This is a genomic window from Verrucomicrobiia bacterium (assembly GCA_026414565.1).
Taxonomy (GTDB): Bacteria; Verrucomicrobiota; Verrucomicrobiia; order Limisphaerales; family Fontisphaeraceae; genus Fontisphaera.
The window spans coordinates 291,103-312,551 of the sequence record JAOAIT010000009.1 but is presented as its reverse complement, the minus strand read 5'-3'; the positions used below and the strand labels follow the sequence as shown (position 1 = coordinate 312,551).

The window sequence follows — 21,449 nt, the reverse complement described above, 5'->3', positions numbered from 1 at the left end:
GATTTAATGGGACAACCGCATTTGTTTACGCATGCGGGCGCGCACCAGAATGGCCACCAGATTCAAGGCAAAGGTCAGCAGCAGCAGCACCACCACCGTGGCGTAAAGGATGGGGCGGGTGCGCTCAATGTTCGGCGACTGGGTGGACAGAATGAAAACATGGTAACCGAGGTCCATGAACTGGTCCGTCAAGGATTTGGGCAGCCCGGCCATGTAATAGGCCGCCCCGGTGAACAGGATGGGGGCCACCTCCCCTGCGGCGCGGCTGATGGCCAGAATGGCGCCCGTCAGAATGCCCGGCAGGGCATTGGGGAACACGATGCGCACGATCGTCTGCAGCTTGGTGGCCCCCAGCGCCAGGCTGGCCTCGCGCAGGCCCATGGGGATGGCGCGCAAGGCTTCCTCGGTGGCCACGATCACAACTGGCAGGGTCATCACCGCCAACGTGGCACTGGCCCAAATCAACGCCGGCTTGCCCCAATGCGGCTCGGCGTCGCCGGGATACAGCGCGGCATCGAGGCGCCCGCCAATGAAGCTTATGAAGAAGCCCATGCCAAACAAGCCAAATACAATCGAAGGCACCCCGGCCAGATTGTTGACGGCCCCGCGAATAATCCGGGTAAAAATGCTGGTCGAATGGGCGTACTCATTCAGGTAAATCGCGGTGATTACGCCAATGGGCAGCACGAGGATGGTCATTAAAATCACCCGCGCCGCCGTCCCCACAATCATCGGCAGGACGCCCGCTTGTTGCACGTCAAACATCTCCCTGTCGGACATGCTGAAAACAAACCGCCAGCTCAGGCCCTCGGCCCCGTGCCAGAGGATGTTACCAAGAATGACGGCCAGGATGAGCAGAATCAACAGCGTGGCCAATCCGGTCAATCCGGTGAACAACACCGAAAAGGGATCGGGCCGGCTGCGGCTGAATGGCTTCTGCGGGGTGCTCATGCGTGGCCCTCCAGGCGTTTTTTCAACCGATGAATGAACCAGTCTGCCACCATGTTGCCGATGAAGGTGACGAGAAACAGCAGGGCGCCGATGAGGAAGAGCATCCGGTAATGATGCCCGCCCACCACCGTCTCCGCCATTTCCGCCGCGATGGTGGCCGTCATGGTACGGGTAGAGTCAAGGAGACTCCACGAGACGATGCTCGCGTTGCCGCTGGCCATCAAAACAATCATGGTTTCCCCGATGGCGCGGCCGAAACCCAACACCACCGCGGCAAACACCCCCGGCACAGCCGCCGGCAGGACGATGTGCCAAGCCGCCTGCCACTTGGAGGAGCCCAGAGCCAGCGCCCCTTCGGTGAAACTGCGGGGCACACTTGTCAGGGCATCCTCCGCGATGCTGAACACCACCGGGATGATGGCCAGGCCCAAGGCAATGCCCGCCAACAGTGCGTTGAGCCGGGATTGATAGCCAAACACCCCCTGCAATACGGAGGCCATGACAATTAAGGCAAAAAAGCCCAGCACCACCGAGGGAATACCCGCCAGCAATTCAATGCCCGGCTTTAGCCATTCCTTGAGGCGCGGCGAGGCCAGTTGTGAGACGTAAATGGCCGCGCCCAGCGCCAAGGGCACAGCGAAGAGCAGCGCCACCAACGAAGCCTTGAGGCTGCCAATAATCAAAGGAATGAGATTGTACTTGGGTACCTGCGAGACCGGCTGCCAGATATACTCAGGCCGATCATAGTCGCTCCATTGGTAGGGTAAAATCAAGTACCGCCAAGCCGTGGTGTTGACTTGCGCGTCCTTGTCGTCGGGGATTTCGTCCTTGGCCTCCAGACGCACCTTCATCATTTCCTTCAGGGCCTCACGGTCCATACGCGCGTATTCCGCGGGCTTCAAGTGCAGATAGGCCTGGATTTCCTGCGGGGACATCTTATCCAGGTCCTCCGGGGGGCGGACATTGCGGATTGCCGAGGAGTCCATGCGCCCCAGGATGATCGGCAGGGCCTCCCGGGTGACAAAGATAAAGATGAGGAAGATGATGACAATGGCGGAGAGCGACACCAGCAGGATCACCTTCTCCGCCAGCCATTCGAGCGGGCGGGCCTTGTGGCCCCGGTGCAGGCCCATCCAGCCCGCCGCCCGGTTGGTGCCCATGTATTTGTGCGGCATGCAGCAGATCCCGCAGTATAAGATTGGAGGAGGAGGCCGCGGCGTACCGCGGCCCCTGGCGAGCCGCAATTACTCGCCCCGCATCTTCTCGGGCAGCGGGAAGAATCCGATATCTTTCACCACTTTCTGCCCCTCATCGCTGCGAATCCAACGGATGTAGGCCGCCACCTCGCCCTTGTCAATGGCCGGGTTGACGTAAATATACAGGTAACGCCAGATGGGGTAAGTGCCGTTGACCACCGTCTCCTCGTTGGGTTCAATGGCGGGGCTGTTCTCGTCCTTCTTGATGGACAGGTGTTTGACCCCGGCCCCATAACCCGCGCCACCGTAACCGATGGCATTGCGGTCCTTGGCCACCGCCGCCACCACCGAGGCCGTGCCCGGCATGGTTTGGGCCGAGGAGGCAAAATCGCGGCCCAGCAGCACGTGCTCCTTAAAGAACTCGTAAGTGCCTGAGCTGTTTTCGCGGCTGTACAAATTGATGCGGGCGTCCGGTCCGCCCAGTTCTTTCCAATTGCGCACCCTGCCGGTGAAGATGCGCTGCAACTGTTCCAGCGACAGCTCTTTAATAGGGTTGCTTTCGTGCACAAAGATCATGATGCCGTCCAGCGCCACCTTGTACTCGGTGGGGCGCCGGCCGAAGTTGCGCAGGCAGGCCTCGATTTCCTTGCCACGAATCTTGCGCGAGGAGTTGGCCAAGTCGGTGGTTTGGTTCTGCAGCGCCGCCAAGCCGATGCCCGACCCACCCCCAGTGACCTGGATTTTGGTGTCTGGATTCTTGGCCATGTACACCTCCGCCCATTTCTGGGCAAGAATGACCATGGTGTCAGAGCCTTTGACGGTAATTTTTCCCGCCACGGCCTCCGGCGCGAGCATGACCAGCCCCGCCGCCAATCCCAAGAAGATCCACAGATTTTTCATGTTTTTCATCCTATGTCAGTCTAACCGATGAATATGGCATCTGTGTTACATTCTGGTTAGAATTTCCAGGAGACATCCACCTGCAACCGACCGGCTTCCGAGCTGGCCCGCGCTCCCGGCGCGGCGTAACCGTTAATCAGGTCGCACAAAAAATAAGTAATGGCGATGGTGGTGGAATCAAACGGCGAATACTGCAGGCGCACGATGTGGCCGCGTACGTTGGTGCCGGAACCATAACCTACTGCACCGCCCGCAGGCGCCACGCCATAAAACCCGCCAAAATCCGAGTCCACCAATTCCTCGTAAAATGCATCTGCGCCCAGGTGCTTGTAACGGTAGCTCAGCTCCCACAACCCGCGTTTGCCCGCCTTGCCCAAGGTAAAACCAGCGCTCCATCCATAATTTTCATCGTGCACAGCCGGATTGTGCAAATAATCAGCCTCCACCCGGATGGGGAAAGGGTTGGGATACCGCCAGAACTTTTCGAGGGTATAGGTGGCCGCAAAATCTAGATAGAAGGGATTGTAATGGTGTACCAGCGCCCCGGCGGCCGTGCGGGTGTTGCCCCGGTTGGAGTTGAAGACCTGGCCGCTGGCCAGGTTTTGCACATCGCTGACGCCAAACCAGGAGGCGCCCAAGGAGGTTTGAAATTGAAGTGACCACATGGCCTCCCAGCGGGTTTGCACGCCCACCAGGTAGCTGTCATGACTGGAGCCGCCCAGTTCGTTCAGCACAAAGCCGCCGGCATTCAGAGCCAGGCTGTGAATGTCGTTGGGCCGGTGAATCAACTGCAGTGCCGCGCCTTCCGGCGTGTAATCCTTGTCAAATACCATGTCACTGGTCACAAAGGGGTTCTCCATCTTGCCGCCGGTCAGGGTCAGCGTCCACTGCCGGTTGTTGACCGCCGTCCATTTGCCATACGCCAAATCAAGGTAGATATACTTTTTACTGGCGTTGTTGTTGAAGGTGGTATTGCCGGAGATGGGGTCGCCCCCCGTGGCTCCCGCCTCACCTGAGGTCAAACGAAACCCGGCCTGCAAGTTGTCCCAGAAACCCGCCACTGCTCCGAAACGCAAACGATAGCGGAAACGATGCCGGTCCAGCGCCGTGGTGGCGGAACCTGGGATCTGATCATTCGGCACGTAAATGCCCTCATACCGCACCCGGGCATCGCCGTTCAGGTGCAATGAAGTCACCCACTCCGGCAAACCGCTCTTGACCGAGTATGCCCGGCGAAAATCCTTGTCGGCATCTTCCCGCAATTGCTCCGCTTCACGGGCGGTCAGGATGCCTTTCTCAATGAGTTTATCAATGAGGGCGTCTGCCGATTGCCCGTAGCCCCAGTTCCCCAGACTCAGGAAAGCTGTTAGCACCCCGAAACCGACCCAGTATTTTATGTAGTTTTTAGACATAAACAGATTCAAAAAGTCGCATTTTACGGACTGCTCATAAGGGATTTTTTCAGGAAAATAAACGATAGAATGGTGACATTATTGTTACAAGCGGTGCCGTTATGTCGCCAGAGTGCAATGTCCAGCCTTCGGGATCCGCGCCAGAATCATGGGCAATCCAAGCTCATTCCGCCCACGCCCCGCCGCCCGCCTGCCACAACGCCAAGACACATTTCTCCATGAAATAGAAGTCCCCGTGGCACCAGGGCACGTCCACCCATGCCAGCAAGGAGGTTGGGGGCACCTGCTCGATTACCGCCGCCGCCGCGAACAAAGAACGGGGGAAATTCATGGGGTTGGTGTAGTTCTCCCCGCCCACCAAACGATCCCCAAATGCCAGCCACCAGGCGTTGCGCTCCGCCCGAAAACTGGCCAGCCGCTGCACCGCCACCGGCCGGGCATGACGGGCGAGGGCGGCGCCAATTTCCGGCGCCAACGCGCAGTAACGCGACAATTTATTGTAGTGCAGGCTTTTGCTGGCCGAGCGGGTGGACTTTTCCAGGATTTTGGGATTCATGCGCTCCAAATCCACCCGCCACTGCAGCAGTTGTAATCCCCGGAAACGCGCCGCCTGTTCGGCTGCTTCATCCCCCATCATCCGCGCCAGACGAGCGTACCCCACCATACCCGCCAGATGGCCGTTAAGCTGCTCTGCTTCGTCCTGGGTATAATCGCTTTTTAATGGATCAAAGGTATAATTGCCCTTCAACAGGGGCACTGCCGCCTCCTGCACCTGGGGCCAATAGCGGCGCGCGCAGGCCGTATCCCCGCTGGCCCGGCACCAGGCCCAGAAACTATAAATGCCCAACAAACTTCGGGCTGTGGCCGGACCGGCGGCCCGGTAATGGGGAGGTACCGCATAGGCCTCCCGCTCCCGGCCCCGGCTCCAATCCGGCCCGCGCAGGGCAAAGGGCAGGACGCCAGCCTCCAACTGGGCACGGCCAAATTCACGCACGCGTGTCGCCGTATTGGTACTCAGGTAGGGCAAAGCCAGTGCCAACGCATAATACATCTCGTCAGGATGTCCAAACACCGTCTCGAATCCGCTGATGCCCACGGTGTGGTGCATGGGCCGCCACGGATAGCCCTCCAGGAAATCCACCACGTGCGCCTCCAGTTTGTGCCTGACGCGGTGAGCCTCCGCTTCATGGGCGGCGGGCATGCGCCATTCAGGTTGCTGGCGGACCATGCGCTCCCAGTCGGCTGCTTGCAGCTCCAGCCGCGGCAGTGTGAGAGTTTGGCCGTTGACCTCGACGATGTTCTGTGCCACGCCCGGCAGCACCAGCCACCATGCCACGCAACCAAGGCCCAGCAGCCATGCACCCTGCCATTTCATGGTATCGCCTCCCAACAGAGCACTTGTGAACCCACCGAGTAGTACACCCGCCCCCCGGCCACCGCGGCAATGGCCCGCGCGGGCCCATGCCATTCATTGACCAAGCCGTAAGGCTGCCCTGCGGCCCGCGCCTTCTCGTAGCCGCCTTGCTTTTCCCACCCGAAATTGCCGGCTCCATAAAACCCGCCGTAGGTGTCCCGCCTGCCGAAGCGACTGCGCACTTTGCCGGTAAGCAAATCCAGTTCACCTAGAAAGCCCTGATGATTGCTGAACAACCGGCCGGGCGCACAGGAGAGGGTTTGCGTCTCATCGCCAATGTAGTTAAATCCCATCCAAGGCATGTCTTTGGCACCCGGGGGACGCCCCGGCTCCTTGGCGGGATAACCGTGCCCCAGCAGCTCCACCCGGCCATTGTTCAAATTGATTTTGCCAAAGCAGGTGTAGGAACGCACCTCGCCGCCACCATCCCAGGTGCCGTACGCGGAACGTAATTGTGTGAACACCTCGCCCGTGAGGGGATTTACGCACGGCGGGGTCATGGGATTGTGCAGCCCGCCGGTATAGAGAATGGGCGCCACCCATGGCTCCTGGCCGTCCTCCACGCGCAAGGCATAAAAAACCTGCTCCTCGGGGTGCTTTCGCAGATGCTCGACGATGAATTCCTGCTCGCGTGCCACATCTTCGGGGGTGCCGGGGATGTAGCGCGGGTCCTTACCCGTGAATCCGGTGCGGCGAATCAGCATCTGCTCGTTTTCGCCCAGGATGGTGTGAAAATCCTTCACAGGGGTGGTGGTCACAAAGATCAAACCGCGAAACACCACAGGGAAATAGTCCCGCGCGGTCAGCCCGGCCAGCTTGCGCGAGCGCCAGACTGGGCGGCCGTCAGCCGCCTCCCAGCAATAAACATGCATATCCTCAGAAACCACCACCACCCGCCGGCCGTCCTCGGTCAGGCTGGGGCTGTTCAAAATGGGCGCGCCGGTGCGCTGTTTCCAAGCCAGTGTGCCATTGGCCGCGTTCACAGCGTAGAACCATCCGTCGCGCGCGCCACAAAACACCCTCCCCGCGTGCGCCAGCGGGGCGCTCCAAAAACCTTCCTCCGCTTCAAACGCCCAAAGCTGCCGGCCGGTGGCCGCCTCCAGCGCATACAACCGCCGATCCATGGAGGCCACGTAAACCCGGCCCTGATCCAACATGGGCGAGTGGCCGATGGGGCCGCCGGCCTGGAATTTCCAGCGTTCGGCACCCGTCGCGGCGTCCCAGGCGTAAAAACTTCCCGCGTAAGTGCCCATGAAGGCCAGACCACCTTCCACGATGACCTCCGCCCGCGGCCCGGTCAGTTCACGGTACAATTCCTTGCGCCAGGCCAGCCGCAGATTATTTGTGGGAAACTCCGCATAAAAACCATGGCGTTGCAGATTCCCATGCAACGTGGGCCATGTATCGGTTGGCGTGTCCGCACCCCACACCATGCCCGCCGCGGTCAACGTGGCCGCTGCCCACCTGAGAATTTTCACGTAGCCCAGCCTATGCTTGCTCCCCTCCAATTTACAAGTTTCGGTTGTTTGACGTTTCGGCCCGACTTGGCTTGGAGCTTGGCCCTTCTTGTTCCCGTCCAATGCTGGGGTGGAAAAATTGTGCTAATAAAGTGGCCGCCCGTTTGTCATACTCATAGCTGGCATACGCGTTAACGAGCTCATGCAGGACAGAACCACAGGCAGCCCGGCCGCCGGGGCGGGGAAGCAGTTACAGGCGTTGTTTGAGGCCAAGGAATCGGCCTTGCTCTTGTATGCGCAACGGCTCACCGGCAATGCCGCCGCCGCCGAAGACGTCGTCCAGGAAGCCTTTATGCGATTGCATCGCGAATATGCCCTGGTGCAACAGCCCGTCCCCTGGCTCTACCGGACGGTACACAACCTGGCGGTCAATCACGTGCGCGCCACCCAGAAACTGACCCCCTTGCAGCCAATCGAAGAGGACGACCCAGAATGGGATGTGGCCGATGACGCCCCCATGCCGGATGAGCAACTCGTCCGTCTGGAGGCCATTGGCCAGACACGGCTTTGTCTGGCCGCCCTGGACGCACGGCAACGCGAAGTACTGCGGCTGAAGTTCGAGGAAGGACTGTCCTACAAGGAAATCGGGGCCCGCTTGAATCTGAATGTGGGGCATGTGGGGTATTTGCTCCACCATGCCCTGAAAGACCTGGCGGCCGCCCTCAAACACACCGGTGTCTTATGAATCCTGTTCCCCCCTCCGACCCGCGCCAGGACATGGAGGCCCGCATCGTGGCCCTGCTGCTGGGCGAGGCCAGCCCCTTTGAAGAAGCGCAGTTGCTACAGGCGATCAGACGGGATCCTGAACTGGCAGCGTTCTACCGCGACATGCAAAAAACGGTGGGGCTGCTGCGCGAGGTGGCGCAACCCCATGCTCAAGGCATTAAGGAATCAACCGCCCCCGCCCCGGCTCCCAAGCTGTCCCCGGCCCGCCGCGCGGCGTTGCTGGCCGCCCTGGAAACCTCGCCAGGGGCTGCAACGCCACCGGCTGCCCAAGGTTCCGTGGCCAGCGTTCCCCCAAAGCCCGTGCCAGCAAGTTTGGGAAGGAGGGTCTGGCGGCGAATACAACAACCCATCGGGCCGGACATGCGTTGGGTCTGGAAACTAGCCGCGGCCGTGGTAGCGTTGGCCATGCTCGCCTCGCTCCTTATGCCCGCCTTAAGCCCGGCAAAGGCAAAGGCTGCACGGATCGCAGAACTCAACCGACAAAAAGTTACCGAATTGGAGCGAAGCCTGGCAGAAGCCGAGGCCCGGCACGCGGGAGAATCGCCTGCTCCCACCACGGCTTTTGCCGGCCAGGGGCCGGCCGGGAACAGCTTCGGCGTGGCAACTGGGCAGCCTGCCACGCCCGCCAAGCAAAACACGGCAAACGCCCGATTTGCCAACGAGGTTTATCTGCCCACAGCCAGCCTGGGCGACCAGGCCGTCGCGGATTTTTCGGATCGGCCGGTTAATGTGGATGGCGATCTGGGGGGGGGGCGTGCTGAGTCACGCGAGCGTCAAGACACCCTGTACTTCTATTTTGACGCCCAGGGAGCGTCTCGGGAGGCGGGGGGGGGTGGTGCAGGCGGCTTTTACGGGCGCGCTGAAGGCGGCCGCGCGCAGGCCCCGCAGGAGCAAAGGCTATCCACCCGTGATGCCAAAGACATCGCCTCGTTGGAGGTGCGCACTGGTTTGGCGGCCGCACCGGCCAATCGGCCAATCGCACCGCCGGCGGCCACCCCTGCCCCAGCACCGGCGGCGCAACCAGCTTCATCGGTCACAGCTCTGGGAGTGCCGGCGGGTACGGTAATTAATGGGCGCGCCGACGGTCTGGCAGAGGCGGGTGCCACGGTCAGATCCCTGGATAATTTGCAACGCTCCTACGCCCTGCCGGCGGGGGGAACGGCGGTTCTGCCGCAGCAGGACCTGGCCTTGCAAAACATTGATCCTGTCAAATCCCGGTCCGAGGCAGCCGAATCGTTTTGGAGAGACCAATTCAATGTCTCCACCGTTAATGCAGCAGAGCCTGCCAATCGCCTGGAGGACGCACAAAACCTGACCGGCGGCCAACTTCAGGTGAACGGGCTGCTGAAAGAAGCTTCCGCCGGTGAAACAAGGCGGAAGCGTTTGGCCGAGCAAGATGGCACTCGCGAACTGGAACGTTTGGCCCGGCGAGCGGATGAGGCCGCTCAGACGCCGGTCGCAAAGTCCCTTGCCGGCGGTCTGGCTGGACCGCCCCCCCAGCGCACCCCCATGGAAGCCGCCGACAAACGCGAGGAAAAAGCCGCCGAGGGCAAAAAAGAGCTGCTCCAAGAAAGTTTGGAGGTCGCCAAGATGCCCACTGCCGGAGACACTCCCCAGCTTGGAAGAATATTTGCCCCGCCTCCCTCCCCCGCGGTCCCGCCCGGCAAACCAGACGCTGAAGAAACCCTGGCCAAGGGCAAACCCGGGGCCTCCCTGCCTCCCCTGATTCATCAGTTGGAAGTGCAGACGGCCCCGAATAGCGGGGTTAATTTCAGCACCTTTTCACTCAACGTCAGTGATGTTTCGTTCAAGACTGCTGCGGCCAGCTTGCAGGCCGGCCAATGGCCCGATCCCCACTCCATCCGCGTTGAGGAATTCATCAATGCCTTCCATTACCGCGACCCCGCGCCCGCCCCCGGGGCCCGGCTGGCTTTCAACTGGGAAATGGCCCGCCATCCCTTTGCCCACCAGCGCGATTTACTGCGCTTTTCCATTCAAACCGCAGCCCTGGGCCGTCAGGCTGCCCAACCGCTGCACCTGGTGGTTCTGCTGGACAATTCCGGCTCCATGGGTCGCCCGGATCGCGTGGCCATCGTTGGCCAGGCTTTGCGGGTGCTGGCGGACAAATTGCAACCGCAGGACAAACTTAGTGTCGTGGCCTTCGCCCGCCGCCCCCAATTGTGCGTGGACGGCCAGCCGGGCCATCAGGCCAGAGAAGCCCTCCAGCGCGTGCTGCAACTCAATCCGGAAGGGGGCACGGATTTGGGCGCCGGTCTGGATCTGGCTTATCAGACTGCGCTCAAACATTTTCATGCCCGGGCCAATAATCGAGTGCTGTTGCTCACCGATGGTGCTGCCAACCTGGGCGATGTGGATCCTGAAGTGCTCAAACGCAAGGTGGTCAGCCATCGCCAGAAAGGTGTGGCGCTGGACTGCTTCGGCGTGGGCTGGGAGGGGCTGGACGATGACCTTTTGGAATTGCTCTCGCGGAATGGCGACGGGCGCTACGCACTCCTCAATGAGGTGGATCAGGCGGCCACCGAGTTTGCGGAAAAACTGGCCGGTGCCTTGAACGTGGCCGCCGCCGATGTCAAAACGCAGGTGGAGTTCAATCCCTACCGCGTCACGGCCTACCGCCAGATCGGCTACGCCCGGCATCAACTGACCAAAGAACAGTTCCGTGACAACACCGTGGACGCCGCCGAGCTGGCCGCGGCCGAGGCCGGTAACGCGATGTACGTCGTGCAGGTCAATCCCCAGGGGAGCGGACCGCTGGGGGTGGTGCGGGTGCGCTATCGCGTTCCGCAAACCGGCGAATATGAAGAGCGGGAATGGGTGCTGCCCTATCAACCGCAACCGCCGTCCCTCGAGCAGGCCTCGCCGGCAATGCGCCTGGCCGCCGCCGCTGCGTTGTTCGGTGAGTACCTGTCGCGCAACCCTTACGCCGGCGAGATTCAGCTCAAGCGCCTGGCCGCCCTGGCCGGCAGCACGGTGAAGGCGTTTGAACCCGACCCGCGCCCGCAACAGCTTCTCACCATGCTTCAGCAAGCCCTGCGACTGGAAGGGATGCAATGAACACATCCCCCGCCATGGCCTCCGACTTTGAATAAATTGAAATATTGAATTGTATGAAAGGGAATCTTCGCGGCTTCAACCTCGGCGCCATCCTTGCCCTTGTCGGCAGCACGTGGATGGCCTTCACCGCCACCCCCGTCGAAAGCCTCAAGTTTAGCGGCGAGGTGGATACCAACCAGGCCAGTTTCGTGTTGACCGGCCGACTCAAGGGGGGAGGCCCTGCGGAAAACGAGGCGCCCCTCATTTACTCTGCCACCTGGCAGGCCGCGCTGCAGTTTGAAAGGAGCAACATCCTCCAACATTTTGAACTGCGCGCCCGCGTGCTGCAGGGACAGTTCAAGGAATGGGTGCTGCGATGCCGCGGCGAGGGCAATATTGAACAGGTCACCGGCGCCGGCATCAAGGATTGGGCCTTGCGGCGGGATGCCCAGGGCCAGCTTTACCTCGTCATCCGTCCTGCCGATGCCCCGACCAACATCGCCTCACCGCGGGAGATCACCGCCAGCGTCACGGCCCGGCATGCTTTCGCCGCCCTCCCGGTGGAGTTCACGCCTCTGTTGCTGCAACCGCACGAGGCCGCCTTCGCCGAGGGCACGCTCGAAATCCAGCCCGATCCCGCCCTGGAACTTTCCTTGACCAATTTGTCCGGGCTTTTGCTGGTGCAAAAACCCGCTGCGGCGGGCGCCGGCACTCCCCCGGCTCTGGCGACCACCCAACCCTTGATGCTCCGTTGGACGGGGGGCGAGTACGCCCTGCGCCTCCGGGCCGCGGAGAAAGACGCAGAAGGGCGCCAAATCACCTTGAGCCAGTTTCAGCTCACCGGCCTCTTCAAGGACCAGCGGGCCTCCTTCACCCTGCAGGCCGAGGCCATCGTCCGCCATGCCGAAGGCGGTACTCTCCCCATCCTCGCCGGGGATGCGGCGCTCACCAGCTTCCCCACCAATGCCGAGGCGTATTTTGCCGAAGGCCGCTACTGGCTGCGTTTCCGACGTCCCGGGACTTATCCGCTAACGCTGACTTTTGATGCCCGCATCAGCACGCAAAACGAATGGAATGCGCTGGCGTTTGAGGTGGCACCCAGCGCCCTGCGGCCGGTCGTTCTCAAAGGGCTGCCTGCGGAAACCCTTTTCAATCTGGGCAGCGCCGCCCGGCCGGAGCGCCAGGGAGAGGATTACCTGACCTTCCTGCCTTCCAGCGGCCCCGTGCAATGGCTCTGGCGAACCGCCCGCAAGGAAGAGCGCGGCCGGCTCTTTTATGCCGTGGAAGGGCATGTGGGATTGAGCGTGGGGCCGGGCCTGCTGCGGCAAGTCTGCCTGCTGAACTACAAGGTCATGCAGGGCGAACTGAACCAGCTTGTGCTGCTGCTCCAGGGCGAGGGCGAAGTCACCCACGTCCGGGGGGAAGATATTCTGGCTTGGCGGTTGGAACCGGCCTCCAATGGTTTGCGCCGGCTGGTGGTGCAGCTCAACCAACCCCGCAAAGATACCTACAGCGCTCAGGTGCTTCTGCAAACGCCCCTGGGAGCCTTTCCTGTCAACTTCACTCCGCCCCGCCTCGCCCCTGCCGAGGCCATTCGTTACTCCGGCTATCTGGTGGCCATGAACGACGGGGCCGTGCGCCTGGAAACCTTTGAGACGCGCGGGTTGTCCCAAATTTCCCCCGAAATGGCCCCGCAACGCGAGGCCCTCGTGCAGGCCGGCCTGGGACGCGGCACCCAGACGTTTGCCTACCGCTTCAGCGGGCCGGACTACGCCCTGAGCTTGCAGGCCGAGCAAATGCAGCCCGAAGTGAATGCTTCCCAGCTCCTGGCTTTCCATCTGGGCGAGACCGAAACCCTGATTGACGCCGAGCTGGAATTGGACATCCGCGATGCGCCGTTGCGGGAGTTCACCGTGCGCGTGCCGGCCGATTACACCAATCCGCGCCTCAACGCCCAGCATCTGAGTGACTACTTTTTAACTACCGAGCCAAACTCTCCGCTGGCGCGCCTGCGGCTGGTGTTCTCGCAACCGCTGATGGGCCGCCAGGTGGTGCAGCTCCGCCTGAGTAAAAACACCAATGCGGCGGCGGGGGCATGGACGCTGCCCCAAGTCCAGCCGGTGGGCGTCAAGTCCCTCCGCCTCCACGTGGGGGTCTCCGCTGACACCGGCTTCCGGCTGACGGCAGGCGAAGTCTCCGGTTTGACCGAGCTGCCGCCCGGCCTGTTTCCGCGGAAGATTGCCGGCCTGCAACTGGCCTGGCGCTTGCGGGATGAGAGCTGGCAGGCCATCGTGCAGGTGGAGCGCCTGGCGCAGACCGTGCTGGCCGATGTCGTGCATCTGTTCACCCTCAAGGAGGGCATGGCGTACTGCAGCTCCGTCATCAACTACTGGGTGGGAGGCGCCCCCATCAATCAATTCCGCGTCGCCGTCCCCACCAATTATGGCAATGTGGAATTCGCCGGCCGCGATGTTCGCAACTGGAAACCCGTGCCTGGCGGTTACGAGGTTTATCTCAACACGCCGGCCTTTGGCGCCTACACGCTGCTGGTCACCTGCGATCGCCAGTTCCACACCCGCACCAATAATCAGGTGGATTTTGAAGGCGCGCGCCCCCTGGATGCCCAAACCGAACAGGGCAGCGTGCTGGTTATCAGCGAGCACGCCTTTGAGGCCCGGCCTGTCGAGGTCTCGCCGCAATTGCTGAAACTGGATCCCCGGGAAATTCCGCCCGATCACCGCCTGCTCTTTGATGCCCCCCTGCTCGCGGCGTATCAATACACGGCGCGGCCCTTCAATTTGCGCATGGAATTGCTGGCGCTGCCGCCGGGGGAAACCATGCGGCAGGTGGCTGACCGCGCGCTGCTGCACACCCGCATCACCCGCGAAGGCGAACTGGCCACGACCGCCCGTTACTTTATCAAAAACCAGGGCCACAACCATCTGCGCGTTAAAATCCCGGCCGGCTATAAATTGTGGGAAGCCCGGGTGAATCAAAACATGACCGCCCCGGTCACCGATGGCCCCTTGACCCTCGTCCCCCTGCCCGCCAAAACGGACCCGCTGGCCGTCTTGACCGTGGAGCTCAAACTGGCGGCCAAGGCGCCGGACCGCCACCGTCTTCCGCTGGAGGCCCCCACGCTGGAAGCGCCCATTCTGCAAACCGAATGGCGATTGCAGGCTGATCCCGGAACCCGGTTGCGCTTCAAATCAGGACGGGTGGTCCCGGTCGGCGCGTGGCAGGAACCGTCCGGTTGGAACTGGCTCACTCAGGCTTTGAGCGGGGAGGGATTAGGGCAGCCTCGCAAGCTCGCCCTTGGGCTGTTGCCCGTGTTATTGGTGGGAAGTGTGCTGGTTTTCCGTCGGGCCGCGCGTCCTGGCATGACCCGCGGCAGCACGGCCCAGGTTCTCGCCACGCTGGGCGGTCTGCTGGGCGCGGTCTGCACGCTGGTGCTGCTGGGAATGCTGGTTTTCGTTTCCCTTCACCACACCCCCGGCAATCTGCAGGAAATGGTGCTGATTGCGCCCATCCAGGACCCCGGTCAAACTCTTGCCCTGCAAGTGGAGCAATGGGCGGCGGGTGATGTGATGTTCTGGTTGCGCAACGCCTGGCCCGCCGCCCTGGCCCTGGCGCTCTGGATTTTCGCCGCCGTTAAAAAATGGACGGACTGGAAGGGCAGCGCCGTGCGCATGGCCGGCTGGACGTTGTTGGCATGGGGCGCCTTACGGCTGCCGGGAGGCGCGCCGTGGTTTTTTGGAGTGTTGGCGCTGTTTGCGCTCACCCAGCTATGGTACCCGGCCTGGCAGGCCATCAAACGGCTTCCGCCCGCTCCCAAACCTGAGCCCCCCACCCCTTCGCCCGCAAGCCCGGACAGCGCCACCGGCGCCGCGACGGCCTTGCTGCTGGGTAGCGCACTGCTGGCCTTCACTTACAGCGCGGCCGGCGCCCCCGCCGAGCCGACTCGAAGCGTGGTGCAAAGTGTCCTCCAGCAAATGCAAGTTCAGGAGGAATTTCTCCGCGCCCGGGCCGTCCTGGTCTGGCAAACGGAAGCCGGCGAGCGTCTGGATTTTTTGGCCGCACCGGCGGTGTTGACGAAAATTCAACTTCCCACGGAAGGGTTGGTGCTAAGCCAGAGCACGCCGGGAGGAGGGTATCGGCTCACGGCCAGGACCGCCGGCAGGTTTGAAGTCACCTTTGAATACCAGTTGCGGGTCGGGCGCGAGGCGGCTGGGGGCCACTGCGACGTCCCCACCCTCCCGGCGCTGGTCAACCGGGTGACGCTGGACTTGGACCGCGCCGATTTGCAGGTGAGTTCCGCAGAGGCGGTGTCTGTGGAGGTTTCCGTAATCAAACAAGAGGGAAAGGAATTCACGCGAGCGGAATTGGTGCTGGCTCCGCGCGCCAACGCGAAAATCCATTGGGCGCCACGCTCACGGGATCCACGCCGGGAAACAGCCGTGCTCTATGCTGAATTGCATCACCTATACCTTCCCACCCCGGGGCTGGTGGAAGGAATCCATTTGCTCCAGCTTAAACCCGCGCAAGGGATCATCACCGAAGTCACCCTCCTGGTGCCCACCAATCAAACGATCACGGACGTCCGGGCCACCAATCTGGCCCATTGGCGCTTCGATCCCGACAGCCGCCAACTGCGAGCGGTGTTTCAAATTCCGCAAACCCAGGCATTCCCAATGTGGATGTTCTCGCAAATCCCCGCCGGCGCCCTGCCCTACGAGGCCGCCGCCGGCCTGCCGGTGTTGCAAAATGCCGCCGGCCAGTTGGGCACGGTGGGCGTGGCCAGCGGACAAGAAGTGCAGTTGCAGGAAACCGTCAAGGTTCAGGGACTGACCCCTATCAACCTGGAAGACTTCCCTCCCGCCTTGCTGCAGGAAGCCGGGCAATTCCTTCCGGGATTGACGCTCCGCCGTGCCTACCGTTACTCCGCCGGCGACGCCCAGATCACGCTCGCCGCTGCGCCCGTGCAACCGGACATCCGGGTCACGTCTCAAGAAACCCATTCACTCGGCGAGGACCGTGCCGTGCTCGCCCTGCAATGGAGCGTGGATATCACCCGTGCCGGCATCTTCCGCCTGAGCTTCGCCCTGCCGGCCGATTTTGACCTCGAAAACGTCTCCAGCCCGGTGTTGAGCCACTGGACCGAACTGCGCGCCGGCGGGGAACGCATCATCACCCTGCACCTGCGCGGCAAAACTGAAGGGCGGCAAAATTTCAACCTCACCTTGGGCGGCCCCGGCCTGGCACGGCGCAAGGAATGGAGCGCCCCCCGCGTGCTGGTGCGGGAAGCCACCCGGCAGGCGGGCCAGTTGGTAGTCGTGCCCGAGCAGGGCATGCGATTGCATGCCCGCGAACGCGACGGGGTCAACCCGGTGGACCCACGCCGGGCCGGACTCACCCAGAAGGGTGTGCTGGCTTTCGCCCTGCTGCAAAGCCAGTGGCGACTGGTGTTCGACGTGGAGGCGGTGGAGCCCTGGGTGGAGGCGGCGATTCTGCAGCATTGCGCCTTGCGTGAAGGCCTGGCGCAAGTCACGGGGGCCATCGAATACCGCATTGACAACGCCGGCGTGAAAAGCCTGCTCGTACTGGTCCCCCAACCGGCGGACAGCGTGCGTTTTGAAGGCGAGTTGTTTTCCGATGCCGTCCGCCTCCCCGTCGCTGGCAATGCCCGCTGGCAGGAATGGGAGGTCAAATTGCAACGGCGAGTCATTGGTAACTACACCCTGCGTTTGAGTTATCAGATGCCTTTCACCAACCAGGCCAGCGTGGTGCGTTTGTCTGGTATCCGGGCGCGCTCCGCCAACCTGGAGCGCGGGTACCTTGCCGTCCAGGGCAGCGGCCGTCTGCAGCTCCGCCTTCCCACCCAGCCCAACGGCCTGCAACCGGTGGAATGGCAGGCCATCCCCACCAATCTGCGACGCAGCCAGAGCATGACGGAAAGCAAAGATTGCTTCATGGTGCTGGACAACAGTTTTGAACTGCCGATCACCCTCTCGCGCCATGAAGTGGCGGACGTGCTGCCCGCTCAGGTGGAAAGTCTTACCCTAACGTCGGTCATTGCCCCTTCCGGCCAGATGCTGACCGAGGGCCGGCTGGTGCTCCGCCCCGGTGACAAACGCCTCCTGCGCATGAAACTGCCCCCGGAGAGCCGGTTCTGGTACGCCTTCATCAACGGGCAAAGTGTCTGGCCCTGGCGCGAGGGCGGGCAGATACTTTTCCTGCTGGAGAAACACAGCGAACCCAATCAGCCCACCACCGTGGAGTTTTTCTACACGGCCACAACCAGGGCGGACGGCAACCTGGCCCGGCGCGAAATGCTGGGGCCCTCCTTTGACCTGCCGCTGGAAAACATCACCTGGAATGTTTATGCCCCCGCCACCTGGGACATCCGACAATGGCAGACCGCTCTGCAACTGCGCAGCGCCGGGGCGCCGCTCTGGCCCACCGGCATCAATGTGGACGATTACCTTAAAGCGGAAATGGCCCGCCGCGATGAAAAGGTGAAAACCGCCGAGCAGCTCTTCAATCTGGCCAACACGATGCTGCAGCAAGGCGCGCCGCAGCAAGCCCAGCGCGCCTTTCAGGCCGCCTGGAATATCTCGCCCCAAGACGCCGCGTTCAACGAGGATGCACGAGTGCAATGGAATAATGTGCGCCTCCAACAAACCCTGCTCGGTTTGAACGAGCGCCGGCTCAACACCCTCGACATTGCCGAGCGCAAAGAAGGACGCGCCCGCAACATCCTAGGCCGCGTCGAGCCGGGCCAGGCGCCGCAATATACCCAGCAACAGGCACAACAGGTGCTGGAGCGCAACAGCCCGGATGAAAATGCCGCGCTACAACGCCTGGCGGAGCGCCTGTTGCGGCAGCAAATCGCCGGCGTAACCAAGCCGGAAAGCATACGCGCCGCGCTGCCTTTGCAGGGGCGTCCCTACCAGTTCACCGGCGCCCTGGTGGTGGACGAATGGGCCACGTTGAAGATTGGGCTGCAAGCCAAAGCCTCCGATCCGCAAACCGCCACGGGTGGCCTCGCCTTGGTCGTGGGGCTGTTTCTCGCTTTGCTTGTATTGTACCGTCTGCGCCCGGGTGCCTGAGGTCAAAACCCGGTCACTCACACGTCATCCCTGCAGGCAAACCTTGAGGTGCCGGACGGGGCTTCCGTCCGGCCCGGCCTTATTCTTTGACCACCCTGCAGAGGGTGATGCGATCGGAATACACCACCACCTCGTCCTCCCCGTCACTATCCACATCCCTGACTTCGCCCCGCGGACTGAGGCCGTGCTTTTTTGTTGTACTCTGCACCAAAGCCCGGCAGACCGGCCGCAATTGGGCGTTCACAATCACCACGGTGAGGTGGTGATAGAAATTTGAAAAAACTTCTTTTTGCGTTTGCCCCACCAGGCCCACCGAGGTGGAATCCTGGTCAGAGCAGAGCAGGGCCAGATGCGGGCCCCGGCCAAGGCGGGGGACGCGGATATTGCCCAGGACAGAAATATTTGCCGCCAGATGGCGCGGCGCCACCAGCCGCGTTTGCTGCAAGACCTGCAAATCCTGGTTGAGCACCCGCAACCATCCATTGGTATCAGTCATCACAATCTCGTCACGCCCGTCCCCCGTGATATCCGCAGCATTAACACTCACCAACTCCCAGGGGGGCGTGTACTCCCGCAACCCTTCCCCTTGGGGCGATACCCAAAATATCCGGCTGGCAATGCCCTCACCCCGCTGCTCAGGCGCAAGGCTGTGCCGGGCAAAGTAAGCGGGGCGAAGCCAGGCAAATAGTCGTTCTTTCGCCGGCGGGCCGCCCTTCAGCGAAAATGGCACCACGGCCGTGTAGTAATGCCCCAGGGTCCGGCGCCAACGCAAGCGCCCCGCGGCATCCAGAACCAACCAGTGCGAGTGTTCATCATCGCTGCCGTCCCCCAGGGTCTTGCCATTAGCAGCGGCATACGTGCCGGCAACGATCTCCTTGCGCCCGTCACCGTCCACGTCTTCCGATATCGCCTCCTCGACATAAGGCGCGGTGGGAAAATCCCACCGCAGCGCGCCCGTCTCCCCATCAAACAATGCCAGGCCCCGCGGGCGTTTTTGGCCGTAAGCCGTGCCGTAGGAGAATAATAATTCCCGTTTGTTATCCTGGTCCAAGTCGTCCCACCACCCCCTGTTGAACCCCGTGCCTGAGGCCCGGCGTTCGCGGGTGGCCGGCGTAAATTCACCGGCATATTTAAATTCAGCCACCAAAAAACAACTGGCATTATACACCCGGGCGAAGGCGGTCCCTTCGTGACTGTACTTGACCACAATTTCATCCAGGCCATCGCCGGTAATATCCACGGCCTGAAGATAGAAGTCTTCACTTCTGACACCCTCCTGGATCAATTTATTCCGAGCGAAGTGCTGGAGGGGGTGGTTCAAAACGTCCACCACCTGGATCGTCTGCTCCTGCGTGTTTGGGACCAAGAAATCCATCATGCGGTCCCGGTCCCAATTGCACAGGATGGCCTGGTCATAATTAAAAGCTTCACCCAGGTAAACGGTGTGCACCGGCTTGAGCACGGGCGGATGCAACCAGCCAGTCTGCCAAATCCCCAACATGGCCAGACCCGCACCCGTGCCGGCCACCAGTTTTGGCCAATGTCGCCGCCACACCACGCGAGCCCGGTTCACCCACGCCGCGCTGGCATGGGCCCCCAAGGGGGTTTCCCCTCGTTGAATGCGTCGCAAATCCTCCAATAAATCGGCCATGTTGGCGTAACGATCGCGCTGATCCCGCGCCATAGCCGCCTCGCACACCAGCACCAGTTCCGGAGAAGCCTGGGGATTAAGCTCCAGGATGGGCGGCGGTGACTCCGCCTTGATTTTGGTAATCACCTCCTCCGTCGTTTTCCCTTGATAAGGCAGGTGCCCCGTGAGCATCTGGTAGAGGATAGCCCCCAGAGAATACACATCACACCGCGTATCTTCGGCCTGCCCTTCAGCCACCGCCGGGGATAGATAAGGCGCTGTGCCTTCGCAGTGACTGCCCTCCACGTCCAGCGTAAGCTCGTTGAACAAGGTGCGGGCCAGGCCGAAGTCGGAAAGATAAATGTCTCCTCGCTCGGTAAGCAGAATGTTTCCCGGCTTCAGGTCCCGGTGGATCAACCCCCGGCTGTGCGCATGGGCCAGGGCCTCGGCCATGGGAATGAGCACCTCCAATATCCGCCCTGCGGGCACAGGCCGCCCTTCGACCAGTTCATGGGCCAGACTGCCTTTTTCGCAGTAGGGCATGGTGTAATAAGGACCCAACGAGGATTGCCCACTGTCCAGCACCGGCAAAATGCGGGGATGCCGCAATCGGCTCATGTGGTGGGCCTCGTTTAGAAACCGCTGCACCGCAAGGGGATGCTCTCTCAAACCGGGCTTCAGGACTTTGACCGCCACCACCACATCATTGCGGGTATCTTTGGCCAGCAGCACGATTCCCATGCCGCCCTCCCCCAAAGCGCGCAGCACTTGGAATGGCCCAAAGTGCCCAATAAACTCCTTGTTGGCCTGCTCCACCCCCTCCAGTTGGGATAGCAGAGTAAGAGTGGCTGTTAGACGGGAAATTGGGATACCTGCCGGCAGCGAGGACTGCAGCGCCGTGGTTAGGGACGGTAACTCTCGGGCCACAATAACGGATTCTGTCCGATATCCCCTTTGCCTGTCAAGTAAAGCCAGGCTTGCTCAAATATCGCCCGGCTGGCCGGGTCCACCCAAGAGGCGTTGGCCAACTGGTCAAAGCCCACTTTCAACTCCTCATTGCTCAAGGAAGTAATGCGGGTCTTACAACGTACCAACGCCACCGCCAGACTGAGATAATACAAAACCAGCGATACCTTGGGGGGGAGACCGGATAAGGGATTGCCGTGGGAAGCCTTCGCGAATTGTTTGATTGAGCGCAGCAATTCCACCGGCGGGTGCGCATGGTGCAACCAAAAACCAAAAGTCTGTCCCCCACCGCCCAAGCCCGGTTCGGCCTGCCGCATTGACTCCCGCGCATTTTCGGGCAGGGGCCCCAGGTCCTCTTCCAACGCCCGATTAAGCTGATATTGCAAAATCGCCGCCAATTCTTCATCCCGCCAAGGATAACCTGCGTCGGCCCCCAGATTCATAAGTTCAAACAGACGCTCCGGCAACGCCCACTTCAGTTTGATGTGGTCACTTTCCATAATGCCACTTCCTATGACTCTCTCCTCTATTATACGACTTTCCCCCACGTTTTTTGCGTCACAAGTGGATTTTT

11 protein-coding genes are annotated in these 21,449 nt (G+C 61.7%); 3 read left to right on the top strand and 8 right to left on the bottom strand.

The genetic code is table 11. The features are described from left to right. Positions 1–3 precede the first annotated feature (3 nt). From pstA to N3J91_02495, 6 genes are all read right to left on the bottom strand, one after another. The gene (gene pstA / locus N3J91_02520) at positions 4–951 is read right to left on the bottom strand and encodes a phosphate ABC transporter permease PstA (protein ID MCX8155323.1); all 948 of its coding nucleotides are present in this window, start codon (positions 949–951) and stop codon (positions 4–6) included. Further along, positions 948–2,126 (bottom strand): phosphate ABC transporter permease subunit PstC, encoded by a 1,179-nt coding sequence (gene pstC / locus N3J91_02515; GenBank protein MCX8155322.1) that lies wholly within the window; start codon positions 2,124–2,126, stop codon positions 948–950. The genes pstA and pstC overlap by 4 nt, the downstream gene beginning before the upstream one ends. Before the next feature lie 69 nt (positions 2,127–2,195). Next, positions 2,196–3,047 carry a phosphate ABC transporter substrate-binding protein gene (locus tag N3J91_02510; protein MCX8155321.1) on the bottom strand — a complete coding sequence of 284 codons (852 nt, stop codon included), beginning with the start codon at positions 3,045–3,047 and terminating at the stop codon, positions 2,196–2,198. Between the two features lie 56 nt (positions 3,048–3,103). After that, complete coding sequence (locus N3J91_02505; protein MCX8155320.1) at positions 3,104–4,459, bottom strand: putative porin; 1,356 nt, start codon at positions 4,457–4,459, stop codon at positions 3,104–3,106. 163 nt (positions 4,460–4,622) lie between these two features. Continuing rightward, positions 4,623–5,834 (bottom strand): hypothetical protein, encoded by a 1,212-nt coding sequence (locus tag N3J91_02500; GenBank protein ID MCX8155319.1) that lies wholly within the window; start codon positions 5,832–5,834, stop codon positions 4,623–4,625. Continuing rightward, positions 5,831–7,351: a PQQ-like beta-propeller repeat protein gene (locus N3J91_02495; protein MCX8155318.1), complete on the bottom strand. Its 1,521-nt coding sequence runs from the start codon at positions 7,349–7,351 to the stop codon at positions 5,831–5,833. Before N3J91_02495 ends, N3J91_02500 begins: the two co-directional genes overlap by 4 nt. A 181-nt stretch (positions 7,352–7,532) precedes the next feature. On the opposite strand from N3J91_02495, the gene N3J91_02490 reads away from it, so the two are divergent. Genes N3J91_02490 through N3J91_02480 form a run of 3 tightly spaced genes read left to right on the top strand, consistent with a single transcriptional unit; the run spans position 7,533 to position 18,279 of the window. Further along, on the top strand, positions 7,533–8,075 hold the full coding sequence (locus tag N3J91_02490; protein MCX8155317.1) for an RNA polymerase sigma factor: 543 nt from the start codon (positions 7,533–7,535) through the stop codon (positions 8,073–8,075). Further along, the gene (locus tag N3J91_02485; GenBank protein MCX8155316.1) at positions 8,072–11,191 is read left to right on the top strand and encodes a von Willebrand factor type A domain-containing protein; all 3,120 of its coding nucleotides are present in this window, start codon (positions 8,072–8,074) and stop codon (positions 11,189–11,191) included. The genes N3J91_02490 and N3J91_02485 overlap by 4 nt, the downstream gene beginning before the upstream one ends. A 53-nt stretch (positions 11,192–11,244) precedes the next feature. Next, positions 11,245–18,279: a hypothetical protein gene (locus N3J91_02480; GenBank protein MCX8155315.1), complete on the top strand. Its 7,035-nt coding sequence runs from the start codon at positions 11,245–11,247 to the stop codon at positions 18,277–18,279. A gap of 79 nt (positions 18,280–18,358) precedes the next feature. On the opposite strand, the gene N3J91_02475 is transcribed toward N3J91_02480, so the two are convergent. Further along, positions 18,359–20,836 carry a serine/threonine protein kinase gene (locus tag N3J91_02475; protein ID MCX8155314.1) on the bottom strand — a complete coding sequence of 826 codons (2,478 nt, stop codon included), beginning with the start codon at positions 20,834–20,836 and terminating at the stop codon, positions 18,359–18,361. Then, complete coding sequence (locus N3J91_02470) at positions 20,812–21,375, bottom strand: hypothetical protein (protein MCX8155313.1); 564 nt, start codon at positions 21,373–21,375, stop codon at positions 20,812–20,814. Before N3J91_02470 ends, N3J91_02475 begins: the two co-directional genes overlap by 25 nt. Positions 21,376–21,449 lie beyond the last annotated feature (74 nt).

Coding starts and splice junctions, on each gene's coding strand:
- pstA (MCX8155323.1), bottom strand. CDS start 951: ATGAGCACCCCGCAGAAGCCATTCAGCCGCAGCCGGCCCGATCCCTTT.
- pstC (MCX8155322.1), bottom strand. CDS start 2,126: ATGCCGCACAAATACATGGGCACCAACCGGGCGGCGGGCTGGATGGGC.
- N3J91_02510 (MCX8155321.1), bottom strand. CDS start 3,047: ATGAAAAATCTGTGGATCTTCTTGGGATTGGCGGCGGGGCTGGTCATG.
- N3J91_02505 (MCX8155320.1), bottom strand. CDS start 4,459: ATGTCTAAAAACTACATAAAATACTGGGTCGGTTTCGGGGTGCTAACA.
- N3J91_02500 (MCX8155319.1), bottom strand. CDS start 5,834: ATGAAATGGCAGGGTGCATGGCTGCTGGGCCTTGGTTGCGTGGCATGG.
- N3J91_02490 (MCX8155317.1), top strand. CDS start 7,533: ATGCAGGACAGAACCACAGGCAGCCCGGCCGCCGGGGCGGGGAAGCAG.
- N3J91_02485 (MCX8155316.1), top strand. CDS start 8,072: ATGAATCCTGTTCCCCCCTCCGACCCGCGCCAGGACATGGAGGCCCGC.
- N3J91_02480 (MCX8155315.1), top strand. CDS start 11,245: ATGAAAGGGAATCTTCGCGGCTTCAACCTCGGCGCCATCCTTGCCCTT.
- N3J91_02470 (MCX8155313.1), bottom strand. CDS start 21,375: ATGGAAAGTGACCACATCAAACTGAAGTGGGCGTTGCCGGAGCGTCTG.